A 12,016-nucleotide genomic window follows, 5' to 3' on the forward strand; every position below is an offset into this window, starting at 1 on the left:
CCTGACCACCCGCTTCCGGTAGGGGCCCGAGTGGCCCCTACCGGAGCACCCGAACCGAAGGGAGTCGCCGATGACGATGCTCGTCCTGCGCCAGCTCGCCGGCCGTGTCCTGGTCGCGGTCCCGCTCCTGCTCGCCGTCACCTTCGGCACCTTCCTGCTGCTGTTCGCCGTCGGCGACCCCGCCTCGGCGATGGCGGGCGACAGTGCCACCGCCGAGGAGATCGAGCAGATCCGGGTCGACAACGGGTTCGACCGACCGGCCGTGGTCCAGTACGCCGACTGGCTCGGGCAGGTGCTCCGAGGCGACCTCGGGGAGTCGATCCAGAACCGCGGCACTGTGAGCCACCTCGTCGGGCAGCATCTGCCCCCGACGCTGCAGCTGTCCGCCATGGCCATGGGGATCGCGATCGTCGTCACGCTCGTGGCCGGCGTCGCCATCGGACTGCGCCCGGGGGGCTGGCTCGACCGGATCACCCAGGGCATCTCGCTCCTCGGCCTGGCCGTTCCGAACTTCCTGGTGGGGCTCGCGCTGATCCTGGTCTTCACGATCTGGATCCCGCTGTTCCCGTCCGGTGGATATCGGGAGGCGTCCGAGGTGGGGCTCGTCGCTTCGCTGGAGTACCTCGTGCTGCCCGCGCTCGCGCTCGCCCTCTCGCTGATGTGCCTGCAGACGCGGACCTTCCGCGCGTCCCTCCTGACCGAGTACCGCCAGGACTATGTCCGCACCGCTCGTATGAAGGGCGTCCCGGAACGCCGAGTGTTCCTTCGGCACGTGGCCCGCAATGCGGCGGCACCGCTGGTGACCGTGATCGGGCTGGAGGTCGGCGTGCTGATCACCGGCGCCCTCCTCGTCGAGGTGGTCTTCGCGGTCCCCGGCATCGGCAGTCTGACCATCGACTCGGTACGGGGACAGGACTTCCCGGTGGTGCAGACGCTCGTCGCGCTCTTCGGCGCGATCATCCTGTTCGCGAACCTGCTGGCCGACCTGGTCGCCCTCTGGCTCAACCCCGTGTCGAGGAGCAAGGCATGACCGAGATCGTCGGGACCCTTCCGTCCGTCCAGCCGGTGGGGCGCACCCGATCGCGCGTCGGGCGCCGCCCGCTCGTCGTGGTGGTTGCCGGGTCGTACGTCGCGCTGGCCGTGCTCGTCACCGTCCTGGTCCCGTTCCTGCCGATCCATGGCCCGAACGAGCAGGACCTCGCGAACACCCTCGCCCCGATCACCGGGAGCCACTGGCTGGGGACCGACGACCTCGGTCGTGACCTGCTGAGCCGGCTGCTGTGGGGCGTCCACACGTCGTTCCTCGCCGGCCTCACCGCGGTGGGCGTGGCGATGCTGGTCGGGTTGCCCCTCGGACTCCTCGCCGGCTACCTGGGGGGCTGGGTCGACCAGGTCCTCTCCCGGCTCGCCGACGTGGTGCTGGCGGTTCCGGCACTGATCCTGCTCCTCGCCGCCCAGACTGCCCTCGACACCGGCATCCAGGGGCAGATGGCAGTGCTGGGCGGGATCTTCGCACCCCGCGTCCTCCGGGTCGTGCGCGCGGAGACCATGCGGCTGTCCCGGGCCCCGTTCGTCCTCGCGGGCCGCATGTCGGGGTGCTCGCACAGCCGGATCCTCGGGCGGTATCTGATGCCCGGCGTGCGGGCTCAGCTCGTCGTCCAGCTCAGCTACCTGCTCGGGCTCGCGATGGTGATCGAGGCCGGGATCTCCTTCCTCGGCGTCGGAGTGAAACCGCCGGAGGCCTCTCTCGGAACGCTGCTCATCGGAGCCTCGGGGCTGCTGTCCAGCGAGCCCCGGGTGGTTCTGGTCCCGGCCGCGGTCCTGACACTGCTGATCCTCAGCCTGAACCTGTTCGGCGACTCCCTGACCGAGGAGCGGAAGAAGTGAGCATCCGGACCGAAGACGTCCCTGTCGGCGACGTCGATCCACGGCGCCGTCCGCCGGCCGTCCGCCTGCGCGGACTCGCCATCGAGACCGACGATCCTCACTCGGCTCCCGGAGCGTCGCTGCCGCTGGTACGTGATGTCTCCTTCGACGTCGGGGCGGGTGAGATGGTCGGCCTGGTCGGCGAGTCGGGTTCGGGCAAGAGCCTGACCGCCTCGGCTGTCGCCTCTCTGCTCCCTGCGGGGGTCCGGAGGTCAGCGGGGGTGGTCGAGGTCGGTGGGGTCCGGGTCGAAGCGCACGTGCGCCACCCCGACGTGGCGATGATCTTCCAGAATCCGATGACCAGCCTCAACCCGTCGATGCGGATCGGCGACCAGATCGCGGAGACCGTCCGGCTTCGACACCGGGGGACCTCGCGTCAGGACGCGCGTCGCCGGGCCGTCGACATCCTCGACCAGGTAGAGGTCACCCGCCCGGCGGAACGCGCCCGGCAGTACCCCTTCGAGTTCTCCGGTGGCATGCGCCAGCGCGCGATGATCGGCATCGCCATCGCCCGGGATCCGGCTGTCCTCATCGCGGACGAGCCGACCACCGCTCTCGATGTCACCGTTCAGCGGGGCGTGATGGACCTGGTCGACCGATTGCGCCGGGACATGGGCCTGGCGGTGCTGCTGATCTCGCACGACCTGGGCGTGGTGAGCGAACGCTGTGACCGGCTGCTGGTGATGTACTCGGGCGAGCTGGTCGAGGTCGGCGCGACCCGGGACGTGCTCGACGCGCCACTGCACCCCTACCTCGACGGCTTGATCCGGTGCATCCCCGAGCACGCGCTGATCTCCGGGCGGCTCGAGCCGCTGCCGGGGCAGGTCCCGGCCCCCGAGGACGTGGTCACCGGCTGCCGCTTCGCCGACCGATGTCACCTGGTCCTCCCGGCGTGCCGGGAGGCGGCTGTGCCGCTGGAGACCGCCTCGGTCGGCCGGGACGTGCGCTGCATCCGGTGGCCCGAGCGGGTGGCGGGGTTCGCAGACGAGGAGAGGGTGACCCCGTGACCGGGCCGCTGCTCCTCGCCGAGGGCGTCACCAAGGTCTTCAAGACCTCGCGCTGGCCGGCGACGCCCCTGCGCACCGTCGCGATCGACGACGTCTCCCTGCGCATCGAGCCCGGTGAGTCCGTCGGGATCGCCGGTGAGTCCGGCTCCGGGAAGTCGACGCTGATCGGGGCCTTCTGTGGCCTGGTCCGCCCCGATCGCGGATCGATCCAGCTCCGTGGAAAGGACGTCTATCGGGGCCGACGGTTCGACCGCCGCGCCTGGCGCTCCATGCAGCTCGTCTTCCAGGATCCCTACACGTCGCTCAACCCGGCGATGACCGTCGAGCAGAACGTGGCCGAGCCGCTCCGCTTCTGGAAGCGGCTCGACGACGCCGCGGCCCGACGTGCGGCCCGGGAGCTGCTCGAGCTCGTCGGCCTCGGGGGAACGGTCGCCGAGCGGCGGCCGGCGAGTCTCTCCGGCGGACAACGCCAGCGCGTCTCGATAGCCCGCGCACTCGCCGCCGAGCCGGAGCTCCTCCTGCTGGACGAGTCGGTCTCTGCACTCGACGTGTCGGTCCAAGCCCAGATCCTCGAGCTGCTCATGCGGGTGCGCGCCGAACGTGACCTCACCCAGGTCCTGGTGAGTCACGACATCAGCGTTCTGCAGCTGGTCTGCGACCGGGTGATCGTCATGCAGGCGGGCCGGATCGTGGAGGAGTGCAGCGCGCGAGACCTCACCGTGGAGAAGGTCAGCGAGCCGTACACCCGCCAGCTGCTCGAGGCCGTACCCACGCTTCGTGCGCCGTCCGCCCCTCTGCCGCAGGGCGACTGAGCCGGCCCGCCCGGCGGGCTCGGCATCTGCCATTCCGACACCGCAAGAGCAGGAGCAGCAATGACCACACGAGTGATCCAGTGGGCCACCGGAGCGATCGGCCGGGTCGCGTTGCGACACGTCATCGACTCCCCGGAGCTGGAGCTGGTCGGACTCAAGGTGCACAACCCCTCGAAGGTCGGTCGCGACGCCGGTGACATCGTGCGACGCGGGACGACCGGGGTGCTGGGCACCGACGACATCGAGGAGATCCTGGCGCTGGACGCCGACGTCGTGCTCCACCTCCCGCTCAACGGCGAGTCGCCGGACCAGCACACCGACGACCTGGACCGTCTGCTCCGCTCGGGCAAGAACGTCATCACCACTGTCGGCTCCACCTATCCCGGAGCGGTCGACCGAACCCGGGCAGCACGTCTGGAGGCGGCGGCCCGCGCTGGCGGCGTGACGCTCTTCGGCACGGGCATGAACCCGGGCTTCCTGGGGGAGCGCCTCGGCGTGCTCCTCACCGGGATGTGCACCCAGGTCAACAGTCTGAGCGTGCAGGAGACCTACGACTGCACGCCGGTGACGTCGCCCGGCTTCATCTACGACCTCTGCGGCTTCGGCGTGAGCGAAGAGGAGTACTGGAACGCCTCGGACGGACGGCGCAGCTTCTTCTCCAGCCTGTTCGGCGAGACGCTCGGCTACCTGATCGACACGCTGCAGATGCCTGTCGACCGCATCCAGGAGGAGCACCGGGCTGTCGTCGCCGACCAAGAGGTGCAGACGGCAGCGGGCGCGATCCCTGCGGGCACCGTGCGGGGGGTGGTCTGGCAGTGGCACGCGATGACCGGCACCGAGCGGACGATCACCGTCCGCATGGTCTGGTTCTGCGGTGAGCCCGAGGACGGTTGGAAGGACGGCTGGCAGATCCGCATCGACGGGGCGCCCCGCGTGCACATGGACCTGGAGTGGCTGGACCCGATCGGACTTCCGGAGAGGTCCAAGGCGGTCCAGTTCGCGACGGCGGGTCCGGTCGTGCGCGCCATTCCCGAGGTGCTCGCCGCGAAGCCCGGCATCCTGGTGCCGCCGACCTGGGGGACGTACCGCGGGACCGGCGCGCCGGATCTCTCCACCCTCCTGCCGATCGGCGGCTGAGGGCGTCCGACGACGCCGGGGTGGTGGGCAGGACCCCGTAAGCACAAGACGCCGGTCCCGCCCCTCGGGGCGGGACCGGCGTTGTGCCGCTGGTCGCGGTGGTGGCGGAGGATAGGGGATTCGAACCCCTGAGGGCTGTTAACCCAACCCGCTTTCCAAGCGAGCGCCATAGGCCACTAGGCGAATCCTCCGCGCAGGAGCGTACCGGTCGGCACGGGAGTGGACGAAATCCCCCCTGCCGTCGCGCGCTCGCAGCCCATCAGGACGCCGCGGGCGGGCCGCCCGGGGCCGGAGGCGAGGCCTGGTGAACCCCGTCTTGGCCTCGGAGCGGGCGGTCGCCTAGAGTTTGGGCCAACCCCCCGTGTGGCGACATCTTGCCCAACTCCCCCAGGGCCGGAAGGCAGCAAGGGTAAGCGAGCTCTGTCGGGTGCGCGGGGGGCCTTTTCGTTCCCGGACGTGCCGCGGACCACGGGCCCGTGGCTGCCGCGCTACCGGCTGTCGGTGCCGGTCGTTAGGGTTCATCCGTGGAGTCACCCCTCGCGTTGTACCGCCGCTACCGGCCCGAGTCGTTCGCCGAGGTCATCGGACAGGACCACGTCACGACGCCGCTGCGCGCGGCGCTGGCCAACAACCGCGTCAACCACGCCTACCTCTTCTCCGGGCCCCGTGGCTGCGGCAAGACCACCTCGGCCCGGATCCTGGCCCGCGCGCTGAACTGCGAGCAGGCCCCGGTCGCCGATCCGTGCGGGCAGTGCGAGAGCTGCCGCGACCTGGCCCGGGGCGGGTCGGGATCGATCGACGTGATCGAGATCGACGCCGCGTCCCACGGTGGCGTCGACGACGCCCGCGACCTGCGCGAGAAGGCGTTCTTCGCCCCGGTGAAGAGCCGCTACAAGGTCTACATCATCGACGAGGCGCACATGGTCTCCCCGCAGGGCTTCAACGCCCTGCTGAAGCTCGTCGAGGAGCCGCCTCCGCACCTGCGGTTCATCTTCGCCACGACCGAGCCGGACAAGGTCATCCCGACGATCCGCTCGCGCACCCACCACTACCCGTTCCGGCTGATCCCGCCGCGGCTGCTCTCCTCCTACCTCTCCGAGCTGTGCGAGAAGGAGGGCGTGCAGATCGAGCCGGCCGCGCTGCCGCTCGTGGTCCGGGCCGGCGCCGGCTCCGCCCGCGACACGCTCTCCGTGCTCGACCAGCTGCTGGGCGGTGCCGGTCCCGAGGGCGTCACCCACGACCTGGCCACCGGCCTGCTCGGCTACACCCCCGACACACTGCTCGACGAGGTGGTCGACGCCTTCGCCGCCGGCGACGGCGCCGCGGTCTTCGGGGTCGTCGACAAGGTGATCGAGACCGGGCAGGACCCGCGCCGGTTCACCGAGGACCTGCTGCGCCGGCTGCGTGACCTCGTCATCGTCTCCGCCGTGCCCGAGGCGACGGCCAGCGGCCTGATCGACGTCTCCGAGGACCTCGGCGAGCGCCTGGTGTCCCAGGCGGCCCGCTTCGGTGCCACCGAGCTGTCGCGGGCGGCCGACCTCGTGGCCACCGGCCTGACCGAGATGCGCGGGGCCACCGCGCCGCGGCTGCTGCTGGAGCTGGTGTGCGCCCGGGTCCTGCTCCCGGGTGCCGACCACTCCACCGAGGGGATGATGGCCCGGGTCGAGCGGCTGGAGAAGCGGCTCACGATCACCGGCGTGCCCTCGACCCCCGCCGCCGACCACGCTCCGCCCGCGCAGGACCGGCCCGCCGACGTCAGCCTGGCCAGCGACCGGGCCACCGAGGCCGCCGCGCCGCCGAGCCCCCCGGTCGCGAGCCGGCGCCCGGTCGACCCGCCGGCGCCCGCACCGGCGGCCCCCGCCCCGGCGGCCCAGGCACCAGCCGCCCCGCCGGCCCCGGCGCCCCAGCCCCAGGCTCCAGCCGCCCCGCCGGCCCCCGCGCCCCAGACCCAGGCTCCTCAGGCGCCCGCCCAGCCGGTGTCGGCTCCGGCCGCGGGCGGCCTCAGCCTGGTCGAGGTGCGCCGGCTGTGGCCGGACATCGTCGAGGCGACGAAGCTGCGGCGCCGGGTCGCCTGGATGATCCTCACCACCAACTGTCAGGTCGTCGGCATCGAGGGCCGGGTGCTGACCCTGGGCTTCTCCAACGCCGGCGCCCGCGACTCGTTCGTGTCCGGCGGATGCGACGAGGTGCTGCGCCAGGCCGCGATCGACGTGGTCGGGGCGGACTGGAAGATCGAGACGATCATCGACCCCGGCGCGCAGCCCGACGCCGGGCGCCCGGCGCCGTCGGCCGCGCCCGCCCCGGCCGCCCCGCAGCCCGGGCCCGCCGCTGGTGCGGCGCCGGCTGCGCCCGCCTGGGCCGACGGGCCGCCGCCCGAGGCTCCGGCCGACCTCGGCGCCGAGGGCCCGCCCCCGGAGACCACCGCGCCGGCGCCCGAGAGCAGGCGGGCTCCCGACCCCGACGCCGTCGCCCGGGCCCGGGAGGCCGTCCAGCGCACCCGTCCCGCCGGACAGGAGCCCGGCCGGCCCGACGACCTCATCGAGGCCGACGCCGACGCCCACCCCGACGACCAGGACGCGGACACCGACGGTCTGGGCGGCGCCCAGCTCCTCGAGCGGGAGCTCGGCGCCCGCCTGATCGAGGAGATCCGCCACCAGTGACCGGCCACCCCACCCGACCAGAGAGAAGCAGACGATGACCCAGAACCCCTTCGAGGCCCTCGGCGGCGGCGGATTCGACATGAACGCGCTGCTCCAGCAGGCCCAGCAGATGCAGGAGCAGCTCGCCAGCGCGCAGCAGCAGCTCGCCGAGACGGTCGTCGACGGCACCGTCGCCGGCGGGGCCGTGACCGTCAAGGTGAACGGCGTCGGCGAGCTGGTGGGTGTCGAGATCAAGTCCGGCCAGTTCGACGGTGGCGACGCCGACGACCTCGCCGACCTCGGGGACATGGTGGTCGCGGCGTACCGCGACGCCAAGGCCCGCGCCGACGCCCTGGCCGGGGAGGCGCTCGGCCCGCTGGCCGGGGGCATGCCCGGCGGCGAGCTGCCCGGCGGCGGCGCAGCCAAGCTCGGCTTCTAGGGGCTCGCGTTGTACGAAGGCGTGGTCCAGGACCTCATCGACGAGCTCGGCCGGCTCCCGGGAGTGGGACCGAAGAGCGCGCAGCGGATCGCCTTCCACCTGCTCCAGGCCGACCCGACCGACGTACGCCGGCTCGCGGACGTGCTGATCGAGGTCAAGGCGAAGGTCCAGTTCTGCTCGGTGTGCTTCAACGTCTCCCAGGAGGAGCGCTGCCGCATCTGCGCCGACCCGCGGCGCGACCCGGCGGTGCTGTGCGTCGTCGAGGAGTACAAGGACGTGGTCGCGATCGAGCGCACCCGCGAGTTCCGCGGGCGCTACCACGTCCTGGGCGGGGCGATCTCGCCGATCGACGGGATCGGCCCCGAGCAGCTGCACATCCGCGAGCTGATGACCCGGCTCGCCGACGGGGCGATCGTCGAGGTCATCCTGGCCACCGACCCGAACCTCGAGGGCGAGGCCACCGCCACCTACCTCACCCGGATGCTGCGGCCCCTGGGGCTGCGGGTGACCAGGCTGGCGAGCGGGCTGCCCGTGGGCGGCGACCTGGAGTACGCCGACGAGGTCACCCTGGGCCGGGCGTTCGCCGGACGGCGCGCCGCGGAGTGACCGGGCCGGGCGCTTGCCGTCGCCGGTGAGATGCCGGCCGGGCGCGGAGTCCGGCACCGGTAAACTCCAGTGTGGTCGTAGCCGGCCTTGGTTCAGGCTGGGACCCGGGAGTCCGTCCGGGCGGCCCGTCGCCACACACCGACAGAGGTTGCACCGTGGGCATTGTCGTGCAGAAGTACGGCGGCTCGTCCGTCGCTGACGCGGCCGGCATCAAGCGGGTCGCGCAGCGGATCGTCAACACCCGCAAGGCCGGCCACGACGTCGTCGTGGTCGTCTCCGCGATGGGCGACACCACCGACGAGCTGCGCGACCTCGCCGAGCAGGTCACGCCGCTGCCGCCGCCGCGCGAGCTGGACATGCTGCTCACCGCCGGCGAGCGGATGTCGATGGCGCTGGTCGCGATGGCGATCGCCCAGCTCGGCCACAAGGCGCAGTCGTTCACCGGCTCCCAGGCCGGCGTGATCACCGACTCGGTCCACGGCCGGGCGAAGATCATCGACATCACCCCGGGCCGCATCGAGCAGGCGATCGCCGACGGCGCGATCGCCATCGTCGCCGGCTTCCAGGGCGTCTCCCAGGACACCAAGGACGTCACGACGCTGGGCCGCGGCGCCTCCGACACCACGGCGGTCGCGCTCGCGGCGGCGCTGGGTGCCGACGTCTGCGAGATCTACAGCGACGTCGACGGCGTGTTCACCGCCGACCCCCGGATCGTGCCCGCGGCGCGCAAGCTCGACCGGGTCTCCACCGAGGAGATGCTGGAGATGGCCGCCTCGGGGGCCAAGATCCTCCACCTGCGGTGCGTCGAGTACGCGCGCCGCTACAACATGCCGATCCACGTGCGCTCCTCCTTCTCGACCAAGGAGGGCACCTGGGTCATCCCCGACGCTCAGCAGAGAGACGAACACATGGAGCAGGCGATCATCGCGGGCGTGGCCCACGACCGCAGCGAGGCCAAGATCACCGTCGTCGGTGTCCCCGACAAGGTCGGCGAGGCCGCCCGGATCTTCGAGGCGCTCTCGAACACCGAGGTCAACATCGACATGGTGGTCCAGAACGTCTCCGCCGCCGCCACGGCGCTCACCGACATCTCCTTCACGCTCCCGCGCGCCGACGGGCAGGCCGCGATGGGCACGCTGGCCAAGCTCCAGGAGGAGATCGGCTACGAGAAGCTGCTCTACGACGACCAGATCGGCAAGGTCTCGCTGATCGGCGCCGGCATGCGCAGCCACCCCGGCATCACCGCGAAGTTCTTCGCCGCGCTCGCCTCGGCCGGCGTGAACCTCGAGATGATCTCCACCTCCGAGATCCGGATCTCGGTGATCGTGGACGAGGCCCGGGTCGACGAGGCCGTCCGCGCCACCCACACCGCCTTCGACCTGGACTCCGACGAGGTCGAGGCTGTCGTGTACGGCGGGACGGGCCGCTGACATGGGCGTGCGCATGGGGATCGTCGGCGCCACCGGCCAGGTCGGTGTCGCCATGCGCCAGATCCTCGAGGAGCGGGACTTCCCGGCCGACGAGATCCGGTTCTTCGCCTCGGCCCGCTCCGCGGGCAAGGTGCTGACCTACGCCGGGCGCGAGGTAGTCGTCGAGGACGCCGAGACGGCGGACCCCAGCGGCCTGGACATCGCGCTGTTCTCGGCCGGGGCCACCACGTCGCGGGCCCAGGCGCCGCGGTTCGCCGCGGCCGGCGTCACGGTCGTCGACAACTCCTCGGCCTTCCGGATGGACCCCCACGTCCCGCTGGTCGTCTCCGAGGTCAACCCGGAGGCGATCGCCGAGGCCCGCACGGGCATCATCGCGAACCCGAACTGCACCACGATGGCCGCGATGCCGGTGCTCAAGGTGCTGCACGACGAGGCCGGCCTGGTCCGGCTGATCGCCTCGACCTACCAGGCCGTCTCCGGCTCCGGCGTCGCCGGCGTCGAGGAGCTGGCCACCCAGGTCGAGGCCGCCGGCGAGAAGGCGCGTGAGCTGGCCTACGACGGCTCCGCGGTGGCCTTCCCGGACCCGGTCAAGTACGTCGCGCCGATCGCCTACAACGTGGTGCCGCTGGCCGGCTCCATCGTCGACGACGGCCTCGACGAGACCGACGAGGAGAAGAAGCTGCGCAACGAGTCGCGCAAGATCCTCGGCCTGCCCGAGCTGCGCGTCTCCGGCATCTGCGTGCGGGTGCCGGTCTTCACCGGCCACTCGCTGGCGATCAACGCCGAGTTCTCCTCCCCGCTGACCGTGGCCCGGGCCAAGGAGCTGCTGGCCGACGCGCCCGGCGTCGAGCTCGCCGACGTGCCGAACCCGCTCCTCGCGGCCGGTCGCGACCCGTCGTACGTCGGCCGGATCCGGCAGGACCCCGGTGTCGACGGCGACCGGGGCCTGGCGCTGTTCATCAGCAACGACAACCTGCGCAAGGGCGCCGCACTCAACACCGTGCAGATCGCCGAGCTGCTCGCCCGGCGCTGAGGCCGCCGCGGGCCGGCCGGGTCACTCCCGGGCCGGCTCCGCGGCCGACGTCGTCACCCAGTGGCTGACGGTGTAGCTGAGCGCCGCGACGGCCGGGATCACCAGCACCGCCCACCAGGCGGTCAGGTGGTCGACCAGGAACAGCAGCGTGAGCACGGCCAGCAGTCCGACCGCCAGGACGCTGGTGCTGACGGGGTCGGGCACGGCGAAGGTCTGCAGCAGCCAGCCGCCGAGCACGACCCCGGCGGCGAGGATCACGACCAGGAGCGGGACGCCGGCGCCACCGCAGCTGGCGGTGCCGCGGGCGGCCTCGCAGCCCCGCAGGCCGCCGGCGGTCAGCCCGATCGTGCCGAGGCCGACGAGGACGCCGGTGACGACGACCGCGGCCATCCCGGCCAGCTGGAGGCGCGCTGCCCGGGGCCCGGGCAGCGGTTCGGGACCGGGCTCCGGCACGGGCGTCGGCACGGGCGACGGTTCGGGCACCGGGGCGGGCTCCGGCACGGGCGCGGGCGCGGGAACCGGCGCGGGCTCGGGAACCGGCGTGGGGCTGGGGGCCGGTGTCGGCACGGGCTCCGGCGACGGGACCGGCTCCGGCGACGGGACCGGCTGCGGCTCTGGCTCCGGGACCGGCTCGGGCTCGGGCACCGGCGGCAGCGTGGCACGCGCCGGCGGGGCAGCCTTGCCCAGCCGACCCGGCCGGCGCAGCCGACCCAGCCGGGCCAGCGACGGTGGGGCCAGGGAGGGCGGGGCCGGGGACGGTTCGTCGCGATCACGGTCGGCGTCAGCCATGGCGCCAGTGTGGCAGAGATCGCGGGCCGATCCGGGCCCGGACGCAGCAGGACCCGGACCCGCAGTGCGGGTCCGGGTCCTGTGCTGACGCCATCGGCGTCGACCGGTCGGGCTGACAGGATTTGAACCTGCGGCCTCCTCGTCCCGAACGAGGCGCGCTACCAAGCTGCGCCACAGCCCGATCATGTGCTCGGCGAA

At 72.5% G+C, this 12,016-nt stretch carries 11 protein-coding genes, 2 tRNA genes and 1 other RNA gene; 11 read left to right on the forward strand and 3 right to left on the reverse strand.

What is annotated here, in order from left to right; all coding sequences use genetic code 11:
• The first annotated feature begins 70 nt into the window (after positions 1-70).
• The 5 genes from EBO35_RS01090 to EBO35_RS01110 are packed head-to-tail and all read left to right on the forward strand — an operon-like array spanning position 71 to position 4,882.
• Positions 71-1,030, forward strand: a complete 960-nt coding sequence (locus tag EBO35_RS01090) for an ABC transporter permease (RefSeq protein ID WP_122816091.1) — start codon at positions 71-73, stop codon at positions 1,028-1,030.
• A complete protein-coding gene (locus tag EBO35_RS01095) occupies positions 1,027-1,887 on the forward strand; it encodes an ABC transporter permease (RefSeq protein ID WP_122816092.1) in 861 nt (286 codons plus the stop codon). Before EBO35_RS01090 ends, EBO35_RS01095 begins: the two co-directional genes overlap by 4 nt.
• Complete coding sequence (locus EBO35_RS01100) at positions 1,884-2,933, forward strand: ABC transporter ATP-binding protein (protein ID WP_122816093.1); 1,050 nt, start codon at positions 1,884-1,886, stop codon at positions 2,931-2,933. The genes EBO35_RS01095 and EBO35_RS01100 overlap by 4 nt, the downstream gene beginning before the upstream one ends.
• Positions 2,930-3,745, forward strand: coding sequence for an ABC transporter ATP-binding protein (locus EBO35_RS01105; RefSeq protein WP_164477749.1), 816 nt, complete (start codon positions 2,930-2,932; stop codon positions 3,743-3,745). Before EBO35_RS01100 ends, EBO35_RS01105 begins: the two co-directional genes overlap by 4 nt.
• A gap of 60 nt (positions 3,746-3,805) precedes the next feature.
• On the forward strand, positions 3,806-4,882 hold the full coding sequence (locus EBO35_RS01110) for an NAD(P)H-dependent amine dehydrogenase family protein (protein WP_122816095.1): 1,077 nt from the start codon (positions 3,806-3,808) through the stop codon (positions 4,880-4,882).
• A gap of 102 nt (positions 4,883-4,984) precedes the next feature.
• Here the strand turns inward: EBO35_RS01110 and EBO35_RS01115 are convergent.
• Positions 4,985-5,073, reverse strand: a tRNA-Ser gene (locus EBO35_RS01115).
• 162 nt (positions 5,074-5,235) lie between these two features.
• Between EBO35_RS01115 and ffs the strand changes: the two genes are divergently transcribed.
• The 6 genes from ffs (at position 5,236) to EBO35_RS01145 (ending at position 11,029) form a co-directional block, all read left to right on the forward strand.
• Positions 5,236-5,326, forward strand: an RNA gene (ffs, locus tag EBO35_RS01120) — signal recognition particle sRNA small type.
• Between the two features lie 80 nt (positions 5,327-5,406).
• A complete protein-coding gene (locus EBO35_RS01125; RefSeq protein ID WP_122816096.1) occupies positions 5,407-7,542 on the forward strand; it encodes a DNA polymerase III subunit gamma and tau in 2,136 nt (711 codons plus the stop codon).
• A gap of 34 nt (positions 7,543-7,576) precedes the next feature.
• Complete coding sequence (locus EBO35_RS01130) at positions 7,577-7,960, forward strand: YbaB/EbfC family nucleoid-associated protein (protein ID WP_122816097.1); 384 nt, start codon at positions 7,577-7,579, stop codon at positions 7,958-7,960.
• 9 nt (positions 7,961-7,969) lie between these two features.
• Positions 7,970-8,566 carry a recombination mediator RecR gene (recR, locus tag EBO35_RS01135; RefSeq protein WP_122816098.1) on the forward strand — a complete coding sequence of 199 codons (597 nt, stop codon included), beginning with the start codon at positions 7,970-7,972 and terminating at the stop codon, positions 8,564-8,566.
• Between the two features lie 155 nt (positions 8,567-8,721).
• The gene (locus EBO35_RS01140) at positions 8,722-9,996 is read left to right on the forward strand and encodes an aspartate kinase (RefSeq protein ID WP_122816099.1); all 1,275 of its coding nucleotides are present in this window, start codon (positions 8,722-8,724) and stop codon (positions 9,994-9,996) included.
• A gap of 1 nt (position 9,997) precedes the next feature.
• On the forward strand, positions 9,998-11,029 hold the full coding sequence (locus EBO35_RS01145; protein ID WP_122816100.1) for an aspartate-semialdehyde dehydrogenase: 1,032 nt from the start codon (positions 9,998-10,000) through the stop codon (positions 11,027-11,029).
• A 21-nt stretch (positions 11,030-11,050) separates the two neighbouring features.
• Here the strand turns inward: EBO35_RS01145 and EBO35_RS19305 are convergent, their stop codons facing one another.
• Together EBO35_RS19305 and EBO35_RS01155 are read right to left on the reverse strand one after the other, a co-directional pair.
• Positions 11,051-11,494 (reverse strand): hypothetical protein, encoded by a 444-nt coding sequence (locus tag EBO35_RS19305; protein WP_127479239.1) that lies wholly within the window; start codon positions 11,492-11,494, stop codon positions 11,051-11,053.
• A 431-nt stretch (positions 11,495-11,925) separates the two neighbouring features.
• Positions 11,926-11,999, reverse strand: a tRNA-Pro gene (locus EBO35_RS01155).
• Positions 12,000-12,016 lie beyond the last annotated feature (17 nt).

The organism is Nocardioides pantholopis, from assembly GCF_003710085.1.
In the GTDB taxonomy this organism is placed as follows: Bacteria; Actinomycetota; Actinomycetes; order Propionibacteriales; family Nocardioidaceae; genus Nocardioides; species Nocardioides pantholopis.